14 protein-coding genes are annotated in these 16,868 nt (G+C 45.5%); 13 read left to right on the top strand and 1 reads right to left on the bottom strand.

The genetic code is table 11. The features are described from left to right. Positions 1-20: 20 nt before the first annotated feature. The gene (locus B3A20_RS10035; protein ID WP_290764265.1) at positions 21-1,361 is read right to left on the bottom strand and encodes a LuxR C-terminal-related transcriptional regulator; all 1,341 of its coding nucleotides are present in this window, start codon (positions 1,359-1,361) and stop codon (positions 21-23) included. Positions 1,362-1,902: 541 nt separating this feature from the next. Here B3A20_RS10035 and B3A20_RS10030 point away from each other — a divergent pair. The 13 genes from B3A20_RS10030 (at position 1,903) to B3A20_RS09970 (ending at position 16,764) form a co-directional block, all read left to right on the top strand. After that, positions 1,903-2,451 (top strand): DUF4255 domain-containing protein, encoded by a 549-nt coding sequence (locus B3A20_RS10030; RefSeq protein WP_290764264.1) that lies wholly within the window; start codon positions 1,903-1,905, stop codon positions 2,449-2,451. After that, a complete protein-coding gene (locus B3A20_RS10025) occupies positions 2,451-3,185 on the top strand; it encodes a hypothetical protein (protein WP_290764263.1) in 735 nt (244 codons plus the stop codon). Before B3A20_RS10030 ends, B3A20_RS10025 begins: the two co-directional genes overlap by 1 nt. A 493-nt stretch (positions 3,186-3,678) precedes the next feature. Next, on the top strand, positions 3,679-4,086 hold the full coding sequence (locus B3A20_RS10020) for an IS3 family transposase (protein ID WP_290764262.1): 408 nt from the start codon (positions 3,679-3,681) through the stop codon (positions 4,084-4,086). A 22-nt stretch (positions 4,087-4,108) separates the two neighbouring features. Then, a complete protein-coding gene (locus B3A20_RS10015; RefSeq protein WP_290764260.1) occupies positions 4,109-4,378 on the top strand; it encodes a type I restriction-modification enzyme R subunit C-terminal domain-containing protein in 270 nt (89 codons plus the stop codon). Between the two features lie 75 nt (positions 4,379-4,453). Further along, on the top strand, positions 4,454-5,008 hold the full coding sequence (locus B3A20_RS10010; protein WP_290764258.1) for a DUF1353 domain-containing protein: 555 nt from the start codon (positions 4,454-4,456) through the stop codon (positions 5,006-5,008). A gap of 87 nt (positions 5,009-5,095) precedes the next feature. Continuing rightward, the gene (locus tag B3A20_RS10005) at positions 5,096-7,390 is read left to right on the top strand and encodes an HD domain-containing phosphohydrolase (RefSeq protein ID WP_290764256.1); all 2,295 of its coding nucleotides are present in this window, start codon (positions 5,096-5,098) and stop codon (positions 7,388-7,390) included. A gap of 449 nt (positions 7,391-7,839) precedes the next feature. After that, positions 7,840-10,173, top strand: a complete 2,334-nt coding sequence (locus B3A20_RS10000; RefSeq protein ID WP_290764253.1) for an MAC/perforin domain-containing protein — start codon at positions 7,840-7,842, stop codon at positions 10,171-10,173. A gap of 219 nt (positions 10,174-10,392) precedes the next feature. Beyond that, the gene (locus B3A20_RS09995; RefSeq protein WP_290764250.1) at positions 10,393-10,818 is read left to right on the top strand and encodes a metal-dependent transcriptional regulator; all 426 of its coding nucleotides are present in this window, start codon (positions 10,393-10,395) and stop codon (positions 10,816-10,818) included. Further along, positions 10,815-11,099 carry a FeoA family protein gene (locus tag B3A20_RS09990; RefSeq protein WP_290764247.1) on the top strand — a complete coding sequence of 95 codons (285 nt, stop codon included), beginning with the start codon at positions 10,815-10,817 and terminating at the stop codon, positions 11,097-11,099. Before B3A20_RS09995 ends, B3A20_RS09990 begins: the two co-directional genes overlap by 4 nt. Then, positions 11,099-14,011, top strand: coding sequence for a ferrous iron transport protein B (feoB, locus tag B3A20_RS09985; RefSeq protein ID WP_290764244.1), 2,913 nt, complete (start codon positions 11,099-11,101; stop codon positions 14,009-14,011). Before B3A20_RS09990 ends, feoB begins: the two co-directional genes overlap by 1 nt. 281 nt (positions 14,012-14,292) lie before the next feature. Continuing rightward, positions 14,293-15,417, top strand: a complete 1,125-nt coding sequence (locus B3A20_RS09980) for a hypothetical protein (protein ID WP_290764241.1) — start codon at positions 14,293-14,295, stop codon at positions 15,415-15,417. A gap of 281 nt (positions 15,418-15,698) precedes the next feature. Next, a complete protein-coding gene (locus B3A20_RS09975) occupies positions 15,699-16,259 on the top strand; it encodes a DUF3793 family protein (RefSeq protein WP_109573072.1) in 561 nt (186 codons plus the stop codon). Between the two features lie 76 nt (positions 16,260-16,335). After that, positions 16,336-16,764 (top strand): flavodoxin, encoded by a 429-nt coding sequence (locus tag B3A20_RS09970; protein WP_290764235.1) that lies wholly within the window; start codon positions 16,336-16,338, stop codon positions 16,762-16,764. The last annotated feature ends 104 nt before the right edge of the window (positions 16,765-16,868 follow it).

Raw genomic sequence — 16,868 nt, 5'->3', positions numbered from 1 at the left:
CATTTGGGTGGTTTTGAGGGTTATTTTTTTTCAAACAGGTTTTGCAGATTGTCCATGAAGAGCGTGCGCAGCTGTGGACATACTCCTTTTAGTATTTGATCCAGGTAAGTCTTGTCAAAATTGGGGTTCTCCTTATAGAGTTCCTTGATTTGGGCTTTGCTTTCGTCTGTGCGGTCGAGCTTGTTGCTGCAGAAAATAATGAACAGTCGTAAAACGGGCGTTTTGGAGGTGTAAAGCAGAATCTGTTTTGAAAGATTGATGCATTCCTCGTATTTGCCCTGCAACAGCAAAATGAGAGCCTTGCCATGCTTGAAGGAGGCTTGCAAGGCGTTTTCTGGAATGAGTCGTTCGCTTTCGTCGGTGAGCTCAAGGGCTTTGTCGTTTTGGCCTGTCAGCATGTAAATCTGGATTAAAAGCAGGCGTGCCGTAATTGTTTGTGGGTTTGTCTTGATAACTTGGTTGAAATAGGCGATAGCCTCGGCTTTGTCGCCAACCACGATGTTGTAGAGCGCCATGATCATTTGTGAATATATGGAATAGGGCGCATTGGACATTGTTTTGCGTGCAAATTCTGCTAGTTGCTTTGTGTAGGCTTCTGTGTTGCCCCAGTTGTTAAGAATCGCAAAGTAGTAGCCCAGGGAAAGTGTGTAAATTGCTTGTTCGCTGTAAATTTCGCCGGAGGCGAGGGGCCAAAGCATGTCTTTGCAGTAGTTGAATGTTTCCTTGTTGCGGTTTTCGAACTTGATGGCGCAATGGGCTGTGGCGAACCACCAGTAGGGAACTGGGCTTTGAGGCGTGTGGATCATTTTGGCCGTCGCAAGCTTGAAGTTCCGGTAAAGGGACATGGCTGTCTTTTGGGCGAGTTCAGAAATGTTGTCTGAATTTACCTTGATTGAGGTTGTCCAAAGTATTTCGCGTGTCGAACCGATCCTGATTGACAAGAACAGGGACTCGTCCTTGTCTTTGGCGGCGGTTACGTCAATTGTGAATGCCGGCTCATTTTTGGGGTCGACTGTGTCCAGAAGTCGGAAAATGCGGTATTGATGGAGAGCTTCCATCAGTGAATAGTAGAGCCCGTTTGCTTTCGGATAGGCCGTAAGATCGTTCTGCTTCAAGAAAAGGATAATGAGGTCTTTCTGAAGGTCTGTATCGTTGACGGTCTCGTTGATTTTTGACGAAACGGCTTCGGTCCTATTTGTGACTTCAAGAATCTTATAGATGTGGGCAAGATGCGCTTTGACCGTATTCGGGGATATGTTCAAAGTCTTGCATATCTCATTATTTGTTAACCCCTTGCGCAAAAGATTTAATATCTCTTTTTGGCGAGAGGTTAACTCAGGCTTATTATTTTGCTCAAACATGGACTGCAATTTAAAAAAATGTAGTGCCTATATATATGGAACTAAGGTCTAAATGCTGCATTTTTTTTGAAAAATTCGGTTTCTATAGTGAAAAATTTCGTGAAAAATGGTGATTTTTTTTCTGAAAATAGGTCTTTTTACACTATTTGTATTATAAAGCTGTATCATATTATGATACGTATAGAATAAAACTATGAAATAATCGATTTTTTGAGTGTTTTTTTTCTGATATTGCATGTGAAATTGATGTTTATGCAAAGTAATAATGCGAAAAAGATAATTTGTAAAAAATTAAATAAATGATTTTGATACAAAATGCTTGTATTACATTTATTGATTTGTAATAAAGATGTTTTATCTGTAAAAATAGCATATTTTAGAAAAATTTTATTTACAATTTACAAAAGTCTTAACTTATAATTATATTGTCGAGTTGAAATCTAATGAGTTTAAATGTAATAATACGCATAAATGCGTATATACAATGTAAAGGTGTATTTTTTTTTAGGTTATGATCGGAGCCTCGTTGCAGTTTTTGGCTATGCAACTGAATCTTCACTTGCGGCGTATCATGTCGATTCGTGAAGATCTTGTTGTCGTTTCTCGAATGATTGAAAATGATGGCAAGGAGTGCGAAGGGGCGATAAACAAGCTTAATATATTCCTTGTGAATATGGAGCGAGACTGCATGATGCAAAGCCTTGCTGGCCCTGAATTGCGTGGCGATCGAGCTGTTGTGCCGTCAAAAAAAGTCTTTTTAAATCTTCATTTCGTTATTGCAGCCAATTTTAAAGGTGGAAATTACGTGGATTCGTTGCGGTATTTGTCAAGAGCCGTGGCTTTTTTTATGGACCATTCCTTTTTTGAACGTACAAGTTCACCAGATATGCCGGAGGGCCTTGAGAAAATAGCGCTTGATATGGAATCCCTGAATATGCAGGAATTGAACAATTTGTGGGGTACAATTGGAGCAAAGTATGTTCCGTCGGTAGTTTATCGCTTAAAGACTGTGGCTCTTAGCGGTAACTACTCATATTACCAGCCGTATGTGATTCGGCTTCCTGAAAACTCAGAACTGGGATTGTTATAATGGAATATGCAAGAATTGTAGATGTGTCGCTTTGCCACGAGTATTTTAACGGAAGCTCGTGCGGCTTTAAAGTCACTCCTTCGCCTGAAACCGCTGAAATCTTGAAGAGGGAAGATGCCCTTTGCCGTATTTACGATGGAAAAGTTCGGCTTATGGCGCCGGCGACGTCTTTTTCGAAGGAAACAACGCTTTTCTTTTATGTGAAAGCGTCCATTGCTGATGTTTGGAATGTAACCAATTTTGATGGAATTGCCCATGACGAGTTTCCGGTTGCGATTGTTGCTCCTGAAACGGGACCTTGTTTTGTAGGGCGTAAAAAAGAGTCCATGCCGGAATTACAGCGCATGTTTGGGGTCATATTCGCGCTGGAACTCCAGATTGTTCCTAAGAAACCGCTTATATGTACCGTAAAGGTACCGACAAAGAAATTGAGGTGGTGCTATTGTGTCTCAGGTGTTTATGCTGAACGCAATTTGCAAATAAATGATTCGCTAAGGCCCGATGATCCTGTGCAGTTTGTATGTGTGGAGAAAACGCCACGGCTTTCTCTGTATGTTTCGCAGACGGAAATTCCGATTGTGAGCGGGGCTCCTCCGCGTTTCCAACTGCTCGATTCTGCAACGTCGAAGGTCTTGATGAAATGCCTGCCGAATGCAAATGCAAAATCTATCGCCAAGGCGCGTCTTGATGATGGTACGAGGGCCATTGTCGCTGAATGTTTTATTAATCCATAAAAATAGGAGAATCATAAATGCCTGCATCATGCGACCACACGACTAACCAAAGGCCGAGTGCCGAAAAATACGCTTGCGTATTTTTTGGTTGAGGCCCAGTGTTAGGCACTTGTGCCAAGATGTGCAGAGCCCTAGGAATACCGCAGTGTTCTTACTACCATTGACAAGGAGGCGAGTGAAGCAGGACTGCTTGCAGGCCTATTTCCGAGCCGACGAGTCAACTATGGCGAAGCCATGAGTGGTTGAAACAGGAAACGGCAAGGGCCGAACGCAAGGCCCGCGAAGAACGGCTTGTCCAGAAGGTCCACGACTCCTTCGACGAAAACCACCGCGTGTACGGTTGCCCGAAGATGCAGGCGGCACTCCATGACAAGTGTGTCGAGGTAAAGGTGTGGAAAGCCCTGCAAACTGCGCCGCATCATGCCGCGAGAACGGGCTCTATCCAGTCACACTCAGGAAATGAAAACCCTACCGCAAGGGCAAATGCGACTCCATGTACAGCGAGAACCTAGTGCAGCGTAAGTTCGATCCCGACAGCCTGAACGCCGTCTGGGCCGGCGACATCACCTACGTCAAGACAACGCTTGGCTGGGTGTACCTTGCCGTGGTGTTGGACCAATGCAACAAGGAGGCGGTGGGCTACGCCGTGAGCAAGAACATCGATACCGAACTTGTCAAGCACGCGTTGTCCAATGCCATCATGCAACGCGGCCATCACGATGGGCTTATCTTCCATTCCGACCGTGGCGTGCAGTACAGTAGCATGGGCTACCGCACGATGCTCTCGGAGAACGGGATAACGCCCTCGATGAGCGCACCGGGGTGTCCCTACGACAATGCCTGCATGGAAAGCTTCTTCGCAAACTTCAAGAAGGAGTTAAAAAGGATATATTTAACTTAACCGGTAATGAATATGGTCGTTCATGAACCCTCTATTAAAAAAACACAAATCCAAAATCGCTTTGCAACGATTCAACCAGTTCCTCGATGGAAATGTGCTCAATTCGGACCAGCTGGAATTTTTGAACCAGATTTTGGATTACGTCTGCGAAAACGGTGATATAACTACCATGACCGTGGTGAACGATTATCCGTTTGACGAAAATCTTCAAGTGTTCAGCGATAAAATGGTTCCGCTGAAGAATTACCTTGAAAATGTGCACAACGTTGTAAATCCCCAAATGCACGGGTAAAATGGCCCTGCATGCTGAATAAATTTTATATCTTTTACTTCGTGTGCACAATAGCGTTGCACTGTGAAGGAGTTTATGGCTAACTTAAAAATGTATATCGACAAGGTAAAGAGTCGAACCTATCTGCAAAAAGAACGCAATTCCATTACCGTGGACGATGTCACGATTGACTTTCCGCTGGTGTTTGACGGCAACGGCGAAATGTATTTCTTTAAGCTCAACCGCTACGTGTACGTCAAGGGCTCGCGCTACACCAAGGCCGATGGCAAGACTCGTGATTTTTTGATGACTTGCCTATTCAAGCGCGGTTTTATGACGGATGGTGCTTCTGCTCCGGCTTTTGCGCGGTTTGTTGTCCCGAGCATCAAGGAGGGCAACGACGTGTACAATTCGGCGCCGTTCATTCACGATGGACTTTATATGTGCAAGGGCGTTATCGATGGGGCGGATCTTACTCGCGAAGAAGCTGACGATATCCTTCGTGGCATTTGGCGCATTGCCGGCATGAGCCGCCTGGTGGCAGGGGCTGCTGACCTTGGCATCCACGTTTTTGCGGGGGCCTCGGACCATTGGGGCAACGACTACAACAACTGTAAGCACTTGTTCAAGGCCAAATTCGAATACCGCTAATCTTTTTTTTGATCTTTTGTTGCCCGCTTCCGCGCGGGCTTTCTTTTTTTTATTTATTTTATGTAAGTAAAAAGGAAGAATTTGGGTATGAGAAAGTATGTTTTGAAATTGAAACTGAGCCTGAAAAGAAAGTGGGGCGCTGTAAGGGAGTTTTTCTCGCGGTCTAGGAACATCCTTCTGCTGATGACCGTTGGCTTGCTTTTGAACGTTATCCCTGCAAGGCTTGCTATTTTCTTCGGAATTCCTTTATTCTTGGACTGCATCGGCACCGTGCTTACAGCCATGCTTGGCGGTTACCTGCCTGCAGTCATCGTCGGCTTTGGCGTGAACGCCATCAACGGAATTTCAGAGCCGGTCGCCATGTATTACGGCGTCTTGAGCATCTTGATTGCGACTCTTGCAACGTTTCTCTTCCGACGCGGTTTCTTTGTCAACATTTGGAAATTGCTCGTTGTCATCTTGCTTTTTGCGCTGATTGGCGGAGGCATAGGGTCCATCTTTACTTACGCTTTGTACGGATTCAATTTTGGCGAGGGAATTTCGGCTCCGTTTGCGATTGCGTTCCACGATGTTTTGCATTGGAACCGCTTTAATGCGCAACTCGTTGCCGATATTGTAATCGATGTTTTTGATAAAAGCGTTGTTGTTCTTTTGTCGGCGCTTGTTTACCGCTATATCCCAAGCCGTATCAAAAATGCACTGAAAGACGCTCCGCTATTTCTGCAAAAAAATGCCGAGAGGGGATTTTCTTCGGATAAAAAAACAATTCGCCATTCCTTGCTGAACAAGGTTGTGATTATGGTGATTGTGGCCGAGGTGCTTTTGGGCGGGCTTGCGAGTACGATTGGTTTTTTCTTGTACCGCGATAACTCTGTAAAGAACTTTGTGAGTATCGCAAGGGGAGTGACCGAAGCGGCTTCAATCGCTATCGATGCCGAAAAGGTGGATGATTACCTGGCTCGGGGTTACGAGGTCGAAGGCTACCAGCGCACGCGCGAAGTTCTTTCAGGCATCCGAGAAAGTTTCTCGCAGACAAAGTATATATATGTGTACAAAATTTTGCCTGATGGCTGCCATGTGGTTTTTGACCTCGATACCGAAGGCGTGCCGGCTAACGCACCGGGCGATGTCGTTGCCTTTGACCCGTCATTTAAAGAGCTTTTGCCGAAGCTTTTGAACGGCGAGGAAGTCGAGCCGATTATTTCGGATGACCAGTTTGGCTGGCTCCTCACGGTGTATAGGCCCATCAAAAATGCCGCCGGAAAGACCGTTGCTTACGTGGCCGCGGACATTTCCATGGAGTCCATCGTGCGTGACGAAGCGATATTCTTTATTAAGCTGTTGTCGCTGTTCTTTGGGCTCTCGCTGATTATTATGATGGTAATTATCGAGGTGATGAAACATGGCTTTGTGGCGCCTGTGGACAAAATGTCTCATGCGGCTATGAAAATTTCTGGAGCGACAATGCGTACTGCGATGGCCTTTGAAATGGGACGGCTGGACCTTTCGTTAATTCAGAATGCCGTTGCGTATGTTAATGATCTTAAAATCGATTCGAGTGATGAAATTGGCCAGCTGTATGACCATTTCAATTCAATGACCGAGGATACACGGCGTTTTATTGAACAGGTGCGTAACCAGGTTCTTAGAATCCAGAAAATGCAGAACGTGATGATTACGGAGTTCGCAGAACTCGTCGAAGCGCGTGACAAGAATACTGGCGACCACATCAAAAAGACCGCTGAATATGTCGAAGCGATTGCGAAGGAATTGCGTGCCGAAGGCAAGTTCAAGGGCGTCTTGAACGATGGCTACATCAGCAAACTCAAACAGGCAGCACCGCTCCACGATATCGGTAAAATCGCGGTCTCGGACTTGATTCTGAACAAGAATGGTAAACTCACCGACGAAGAATTTACCATCATGAAGAGCCACACGACAGAAGGCGGGCGAATCCTCAAGAAGATTGTGCACGATGCTGGCGACACATTCGATGCGGGCTACTTGAACGTGTCTATCGAAATGGCTAGCTATCACCATGAAAAATGGGATGGCTCGGGCTACCCTGAACACCTCAAGGGCGAGGAAATCCCGCTCTCCGCGCGAATCATGGCCGTTGCCGACGTCTTTGACGCGCTTATCGCCGAACGCGTGTACAAGAAAGGATTCCCGTACGAAAAGGCGATGGCGATTATCACCGAAGGGGCGGGCAAGCATTTTGACCCCGTCGTTGTCGAAGCGTTTACGCACATTTCCAAAGATTTATATGACGCTCGCACTAGAGTCTCACCGGAAGTGGGCAAAAGTGCTGAAAATGCAACGGGGAATACAAAGGAAAATGCGCCGGAAAAAGTCGCGCCGGGTGCCGCGCAGTCTACTTGATTTGTCGTCCTGATTGAAATTTCAGAATCTAGAAAGCCTAGCCCCTCGCGGGACTAGGCTTGTGTTTTGAATGTTTGTTTTTGGAAGTGTGTAAAAAATAGATATCAATATGATGTATGTGATAAGTGATTGTATTTTTAATAAGTTATACTATTTTGATTTTGTCTTGAATTTTTATGTTTGATTTGTTTTGAATTTAAAATACTTTGATTGAAAAACTGCATTTGGTTTGTAGATTAGTTTGTATTGATAATTTGTTTTATATCGTTTTGCATATATTTTGTGTATTGTTTTTTTTACTTTTTTTATTTGTGTTCTTTTTGTTGTAATTTTGTTATAGAAATTTTATTCACAAGTTGAATAAAAGAGGCGGCTATGCAAAAAGGCAATTAAAGGATCGGTTGCTGATCTTTTGAAATAGCTGCAAAAATAACAGATCCAGGAAAAAAATGAGTACAACGACAACAAAAAGAACATATCCAAGTAGGCTCACGTTAACTGAAACGTTTGATTTCCGCGGAAACGTGGGTAACGCTAAGGTCTATAAGTACAACTGCAATTTGGGCGATGGCGATATCAAAACCGGTGATGGCGGCAAGGTTATTGTCAGCGCAACGGCTAATATGAGCCAGGTCAATAATAATGTCCTTAGATTGACCGTTAGATATCAAGTTTGGGAATCAAGCTATTTTAAAAAGCCCGGTAAAAATAGTGATTGTCTTTACTTTGTAGCAACGAAAGACATCAATATTGCTCGATTGAATACCAGAAGCGTTACAAGCAAAGGCAATTCTACAATTACAACAGTTGCAACTCCAAAACTGATTGCTTGTCCAGAAGCCTTTTATACGGATTACTACAATACAAAAGATAATAAGCATGGATGGTATCCTATTGATTTGGGTTCAAAGTTGGATCCTGCATGGTATGGTGGTCGTGCTCCGTCGAACAGGCCTCAATCATGGATTCCTTTAAAGACTAATTATGGTGAATTTCTTGTCAAGATTGATGATGGTGGTAATGAACTTACGAAAGCCGGAAATATAGGTGTTAAGGGTGTTTTGAACATTCCTTTGCAAATCGTTACGGAAGAAACCACTGTTACTGTTGTTGATGATCAGGCTTCATCTGTAGGGACTTTGCCCAAAACGTATGGCACGAATAGTGTACTTTCAACAATATCCGATGAAGTGATGGATTGCCTTGGACATGGCTATGACATGTGTGTAGGTGAATATGCTTGTGTTGATGGTTGTAAAGATCCGGTGATGGATATTAAAGCGTTGAATACATACAGAAGAATTAATGAAAGTAGGGTTAATAAAACTACTTCTGTAGTGGAAGAAGGTAAAACCTTTGAAGAATATACTTCTGATGTTTCCAAGAAACTTGAAATTAAGGCTTCTGCAAGTGCGTTTGGAGCGACGTTGAGCCATCAAACATCGATTACCTCCAAAAAGAACACCAGTAAAACAAGAACTTGTGCGTTTAAGACTTCTCGTGATTCTATGCGTCAGAAGATGTATAAAATTGAAGGCTATCCAGATTCTGCTGTTGTTGCGGCGTTCCTTAACCCTAATTTCTTGAAGGATTTGGATCGTATTGGCGCTGCTAAAATTGTTGAAAAATACGGCACCCATGTATTGATGGGTGTATATATGGGTTATCGTGCAGATTATAACTACATGTATGACCGTTCTGTTTCTAAAGAAACGTCAACAACAAGTATTTCTACATCGACCAGCTTTGAATTTAGCACAACGGGATTGCCTTCTCAGAAAAAATCAGCTCCTGCAAAAACACATCTTCAAGTTTTACAAGAAAAACTTGAAAACGCTACAGACGCACAAGTCATCAAGGAATTGGCTGTAGCAATTGAAAAAGAAAAAAATAGTTCTGCAAAAAATACGGCAAAGCCGGCTGGTGATAAAACTGGTGATGCTCCTAGAGGAACCGGTGGCTCATGCTCTGTGTTGACGGAAGAAACTTCTACCAATACATCGGACATTGAAACAGAAAATTCTAAGGTTGAAGTTAACGTTGTTGGTGGTAATACTGGCTACGGAAGTATGTTTGCCAGGGACCCGAGCAATGAAAGTAAGTATGAAAAGTGGGTAGATTCTTGCAAGGATCCTGTTTTCTCGGATTTTGTCCCGGGAACAATTGTTCCGCTTTATGAGATTATTCCGGCAGGCCATGCTGTAACGGCTGCTATGGTAAAGAATGCCATTAGTCAATACTATAGGGATAATGGAGTTGCCTTTGCGGATTGCAAATATGGTACGATGATTTTGCCGTTTGCGGAATACCGTGGAAAAGATGATTGTGTGAATTATAATGAACTGAATGGGGGAAAACAGGATACTGAAATTAACACGAAAAGCGGAAAGACTACAGGATGGCGAGTTTGTGTGGAACCTGTAAATTTCAATGATGGCTCGTTTATCGTCGCTTTGACTCTCACCGTATACGAAGGTGGTCGGGGTGCTGGAAAAACCGAGCTTCAGCTTCGTAAAAAAATTGAAGTTCCTCGTAAATTTATTTTCCAGGCTGCAAATGTGCCTATAATTGACAATACGGCGTATGTTCGTGACGATGTGTACGGGACGATAAGAGGGAAGGAGCATGGTTATATAGATGTGACCGATGCTTTTAGAAGAGCTGGTTGCAAATTCATTGATTGTGATTCTGCCCGCGTGTATGTCAAGATTGATGGCGGTGGTTGCGATCGTGGTAACATCGGGGTTCAGTGCAAACTTAAGATTCCTTACATCTACTATTAATCGAAAAATTCTTCCTTTTTAAAAGTAAAAAGGGGTGGACGTCAAAGTTCACCCTTTTCTTTTTGCGCCTCCGCCCCTAAAAATTAGCCATATCTAAAAAAGTTGTTGTTTTTCAATATTTTTAGCCTTGACTAATTAGCTGTATAAAACTATATTAGCCTTGTCTAACGAATTTTAAGCACGAATGTTTTGTGATTTGGCCTGAATCGGAGGCGTCTAATGGAACATACGAAGCTGAGTCAGAGTCTGGAAGATTACTTGGAGATGGTGCACATGCTGCGCCTTGCGAACGGGATTGCCCGCGTGAGGGATATTGCTGCGGCTCTATCGGTGAAAATGCCGTCTGTTGCGAAGGCGATGGTGGAGCTTAAAAAGCTGGGACTTGTGACTCAGGAGCCTTACAGTGGCGTTGAACTTACGGAAGAAGGCGAGCTGATGGCCGCCAAAATTCTCAACCGGCATATTCTTTTGAAGGGCTTCCTAATCAAGCTTGGTGTGTCAGAAGGCGCTGCGGATAAGGACGCTTGCAGTATGGAGCATATCCTTTCGGCTGAGACTCTCGGAAAGATTGAAGATTTTATGAAGTCAGCGGGTATGGCTCCGCTGGCTAAAAAGGTAAAGCCATCTAATAAAGGAAATGTATGAGTTGTAATTGTGGTTGCGGCGGTAAGTCGCAAACTAAAAAGTGGAATTTGGAACCGAAATTTTCGGATCTCAAGAAGGGCGACAAGGTTGAAATTGTCGGCTACAATGAGGGCGATGCCCGCTACAAGTCCAAGCTTTTGTCGATGGGACTTGTCCGTGGTGTAACGCTTGAAGTCTTGCAGATTGCGCCTCTCGGTGATCCGATTGAGGTGAGTGTTCTTTCTTACCGTTTGTCGCTTCGCAGACAAGAAGCGAACGTTCTTAAATTGAAGAGGGTCTAATGGCTCCGAAGCTTTTTACTATTGCAATTGCCGGTAACCCGAACTGCGGTAAAACGGCTCTTTTTAATGCCCTTACGGGTGCTCGCCAGAGTGTTGGTAACTGGCCGGGCGTGACTGTCGAAAAGAAGGAAGGCTTTTTTGAACTCGGTAACCAGCATATCCGCGTGGTGGACTTGCCGGGTACTTATGCGCTTTTCGCGAATGCCGAAGACGAACGTGCCGCTGTGGACTACTTGCTCACTCGCGAAGCGGACCTCATTGTCAATATCATTGATGCCTCGAACATTGAACGTAACTTGTTCTTGACTTCTCAGCTTGTCGATATGCAGATCCCGATGGTGATTGCGGCGAACATGATCGACATCGCGGAAAAGCGCGGCTTGCATTTGGATTTGGATATCCTCGCTGAACGTTTCGGTGTGCCGGTGATTCCGCTTTCTGCCGTGAACGAAAGAAGCATCACGAACTTCATCAGCGAAATGGCTCATGTTGTCGCTGGCAAAAAGATGACTCCTAAGGCGATCCATTACGGTGAGAATGTCGAAAATGCCGTGAAGTATTTGGAACCGAAGGTTGAGCCGGTTGCAAAGCTTTTGGATGCGGATGCCCGCTGGGTTTCGCTCATGTACTTGGGCAACGAAAAGAGCTATGCGGACAAGTTTGCCGAAGCCAAGGTGCAGATTAACAAGGCCGAAGTCACGCAGATTCTCGGCGAAGAAAGCGAATTTGCGATGGCGGATTCACGTTACAGCTTGGCTCACGAAATTGCAGGTAAGACGATTCTTTCGAACCGTTCTAAGAGAACCTGGTCTGACAAGCTCGATTCTGTGCTTTTGAACCGCTGGGCGTCTCTCCCGATTTTCCTCTTGGTCATGTACCTGGTCTTCTGGGTCGCAGTGACGATCGGTTCTGCTTTCATTGATTTCTTTGACGTGCTGTTTGGCGCCATTTTTGTGGATGGCCTTGGCTACTTGCTTACGGATGTGCTCCATGCACCGGGTTTTGTGTCTGCAATTCTTGCCGACGGTATCGGTGCCGGTATCCAGACGGTGTCGACGTTCATTCCGGTCATCTTCTTCATGTTCCTTTGCCTTTCGTTCTTGGAAGACTCGGGCTACATGGCTCGCGCGGCGTTTGTTGCGGACCGCTTTATGCGATTCCTCGGACTGCCTGGCCGTGCATTCGTGCCGATGATGGTTGGCTTTGGTTGCGGCGTGCCGGGCATTATGGGCTCTCGCGTGCTTGAATCCAAGCGTGAACGTTTCCTCACGATTTTCCTTGTGCCGTTCATGAGCTGCGGCGCTCGCCTCCCGGTGTATGCGTTGTTTGCGGCAGCGTTCTTCGGAACGCAGGCAGGAACGGTCGTGTTTGCCCTCTACCTCGCGGGCGTTCTCTTTGCGATCGTGTACGGCTTGATTCTTCGTCGCTCCTTGTTTGTGGGTGAGGCTAGCAACTTTGTGATGGAGCTGCCGCCTTATCACTTGCCGAAGTTCAAGTCGCTCATGATCCACTCTTGGCTCCGTTTGCGTGACTACGTGATTCGCGCCGGTAAGGTGATTACGATTGCGGTTGCAATACTTGGCTTCCTCAACAGCTTTGGTTTTGTGGACAAACTCTACACCGAAATCAATGGCGAAAAGACCGAAATCGTGAAGAGCGAAGAAGGCTACGCCATGGTGCAGGACGAAAAGGAAGTGCCGATCCCTGAAGGTGTCGTGATTGACGAATCCAAGATTAAGACGGAAACGGAATTCACTGCGGGCAATGGGGATTCCGAAAACAGCTTGCTCTCTGCAATTGGCAAGGCGATTACTCCGATTTTTGAACCGTTCGGTGTGGAATCGAACAACTGGCCTGCATCTGTGTCGCTCTTCACTGGCCTCCTTGCTAAGGAAGCTGTGATTGGTACGATGAACTCGTTGTACTCCATGGCTGGCCCTGGCGATGCTGTTACAGACGAGAGACGAAAGACGAAAGACGAAAGAGTGGTTGAAGGGGAAAGCCTTCCCCTCGCTCCCGCCTCTGACGCGGCGTCCGCTACCCCTTCTAGCGGGGACACCCCGCAACGCCCCATTGCAGACGAAAGACGAGAGACGAAAGACGAGAAAAGTGATGTAGTCGCTGCTGACTCTGCTGTTGCAGACAGTGCAGTAGCTGCTGAAAAGGTCGCTGAAGAAAAGCCCCTCATCGCTGGCGTGGACGAATGCCCTGCCGAAGAAGAGGAAGAAGGTGGTGCTCCGGATATTCTCGGTGCATTCAAGGAAGCTCTCGGCACGATTCCGGAAAACTTGAGTGAAGTCTTCGGCTCTCTCACGGACATTCTCGGAACTTCTGGTGAACTCGAAGCGCAGAATGCCGCAGAACTCAAGAAGGTCACGCTTGATAAGATTCTTGATGCAAAAGCGATTACTTGCGAAGAATACGCTTCTATCGAAACCTTCAGCGAAGATGAAGGTGCCGACAAGGCTCGCGAAGAAGTCTTTGCAAAGCTTGCCGCCGCAGGCCTCACGCTGAGCGAAGATGAAATCGGCGCTCTCGAAGAAGGCGACTTGAGCGAAACGGCTGACATCTATGCCAACCTCCGCTCTTACTTCCACAACCCGGACAAGAACGGAAACCCGGTCGATGGATTTAACTGGCAGGTGTTTGCATTCCTCATCTTCATCTTGCTCTATGTGCCGTGCCTTGCTGCGATGGGTGTCGTGGTTCGCGAAATCGGCCTTGGACTTGGTGTGTTGATGGCTGTGGTACAGACAATCCTCGCTTGGGCTGTCGCGGTGCTCCTCTACCAGGTGCCGGTCGGTGGCAATGTATTCTGGATTGTAAGCTCGATCATCGTGCTTGTGGCAACATTCGTGTTCCTTAAGCTCTTTGGTATGAGCGCAAATAAGAAAGGGCGTTTCGAAGACTAATTGCATTTGAGTCAAGAATCATTATTAAGGGCTGGTAGGCCCGAAACCTGCCAGCCCTTAATTAAACGCTCTTAATTAGACTAAACTAACAAAGATAGGAGAAACTAACAATGGGCGCAGAAAAAAATGATTCTGAATGGAACGAACTGAAAAATAATTGGCACGCTCTTTGCTTTAAGAAGAGTAAAAAGGGCGAAAAGCCTAGAGTTTTGTAACACAAAATGTAAAACGCTTGACGGAGTGTTACAAAAAATCAAAAGAATCCGTCATAGGAGTGAAAAATGAAGACTCGTTTAACATCCAACCTCTTGTTTGGTCTTGCTGCTGCATCTATCCTTGCCGTTCCGGCACTCGCTCAGGAAGCTGAAGCTGCATCTAAGGGCCCGGAAGTCAAGTTCTCTGGTGAAGTAGAATTTGATGCATATACGGGCGACGTAGTTAATGAAGACAAAAAGAGCCATAGCTACGCTTCTACTTTTGATTTGAACGTAGATGTTAAATTTAATGAAAAGTGGTCTGCATCTGCACAGTTGGAAGCTGATGGTGAAACGACGGACCCGGCTGCTATTTACAATGGCGCATTTGTCCAGTATGCTCCGAATGACAAGTTTGCCGTGAAGTTCGGTGACTTGACCTTCTCGGAAGGCGCCTTCCTCAACTTCTACGATTATGACGACCCGGCTGATAACGCCGCTGGTATGGCTGAACACGATATCCGAGGATTTGAAATTGACTTTAACGGACTTGTTTTTGGCCTCGGCTTTGGTCGCGGCGACAACGACAATCAGATTTGTGTTGAAGAAGAAGGTGAAGAAAAATGCGTAGGTGTTGCCTATGACCTCCACCTCGCTTACGAACTCGGCCTTGGCGAACATGTGTTGCGTCCGTTCTTTGATTACAAATCTTATCAGGAAGCAAAGCACAATGAATTGCACACGGGTCTTGATGCTAACCTGAAGTTCGATGCTTTCACATTCCACTTCGTTTACGGTGCACATATTGATGCCCTTGGCGAAAAGACTCCAAAGGCAACTCACGCATTGCTTTTCGAACCGGCTCTTGATCTCGGCACGTTCAATGTCAAGGCTTCTGTGCTCTATGCAATTTTCGACGACAAGCATCCGACCGTCCATGGCGAAGAAATTCCTGAATACTTCTTCGTTTATGGCGAACCGGGTGTGAAGATTAACGACGCCATCGCTCTTGGCCTCCCGTTGGAATTCCATACGAACACTCTTGATAAGGACGATGACCTTTCTACGTTCAACGTAGGTGTCCGTGCTTACTTCACTCCGGTTGAAGGCCTTGAAGTAACTGGCTTTGCTAAGCTCGACATCCCTGTTGGTGACGACGCTGGCGATGACACGGGCCTCGGCTTCGGTCTCGAAACTGTGTTCGCATTCTAAGATTTTGCCATAGGATAAAACTTCCCGCTCCGATGCATGTCGTGGGCGGGATTTTTGTATAGACAAATTTTATTAGATTAATCTAACTTTAAGGATTGTTTTGAGTCTATTTGGAGTTGAGATAGAGAATGAAAAATTCTAAAATACATCTCAGAGACTATTGCCATAGAAGCTCGGCTAGCATATAGATTTCGTTACCTCATATATGCTAGATAGGTTATCCCGCCGTGGCGAAGGCTAACGGCGGGATTTTTGACTTTATACTAAATCTTAGGTTGTTCATGGATAGAAACCTTGATTCCTGCTTGGTTCGACAATGTGCCCCGACACTTGCGGGGCACAAGTTGGGCAATCTCTTTTGTGTTGATGTTGCGGATGGTGTTTTACTTTGCAATATCCTTGCTCGTTGGAATCAGGCGTTGAACCCTAAGGGCGTTATTGCTCGCGTGATTGCTGAACGCTGTGGACGTTATTTTATTTATGTTTATCGGAATAGCGCTTTACAGAATTTGGGATGCTCTTGCGAAGTACGTAATTTTTTGAAAGGTTTTGGCTACAGTTGCTTTGATGCTGAATCGCTATTGAATTTTTTTCAGGTTCGCATGACGCGCTCGGTGTGCTTTCCGCACGAAGTGGGCGTGTTTTTGGGCTACCCACTTGACGATGTGAAAGATTTTATTACGTATGGCGGTAAAAATTACAAGTTGATTGGTTGCTGGAAGGTTTATAACGACGTGCCGAATTCCATGCATATTTTTGAAGTATACAAAAAATGCCAAAAGATTTTACGAGAACGATTTGAACTTGGTGAAACTTTAGAGCAGTTGACAGTTGCAAGTTGATGAAAGGAGATGCCCGCTCGGAGGCGGGCATGACAGAAAAGATTTGAAAACTAACCGATAACAAAAGGAACATAAAATGAACAAAATTGCTGTTATTTTCTGGACAGGTACGGGTAACACCGAAGTTATGGCGAATGAAGTGGTTGCTGGCGCAAAGGAAGCAGGTGCCGATGTGACGCTTTTCAATACGTCTGCTTTTTCTGCCGATAAGGCCCAGGAATTTGACAAGTTTGCTTTGGGTTGCCCGGCGATGGGAGCCGAAGAACTTGAGGATAGTGAATTCCAGCCGCTTTATGATCAGCTGAAAACGCAAATTTCGGGCAAGAAGGTTGTTTTGTTCGGCTCTTACGGCTGGGGTGGTGGCGAATGGATGAATCCGTGGAAAGAAGATGCTGTAAATGCGGGCCTTGTTATTGTTGATGATCCACTCGCTATTGAAGGCGCTCCGGATGATGCTGGCAAGGAAAAGTGCCGTGAACTCGGTAAGGTTCTTGCACTTTCGTAGTTGTTGAGTCTCGATGATCCATGAGATGTTAGACTCTCTAACAAAATTAGAGAGTCTAACATTGTTAGAAGTTTACTAACAATGTTAGCGTCAATCTCGTGAAA

The organism is Fibrobacter sp. UBA4297, assembly GCF_002394865.1.
GTDB lineage: Bacteria > Fibrobacterota > Fibrobacteria > Fibrobacterales > Fibrobacteraceae > Fibrobacter.
Note: the sequence above shows the minus strand (reverse complement) of the source record. Positions and strands in the feature narration are given on the sequence as shown.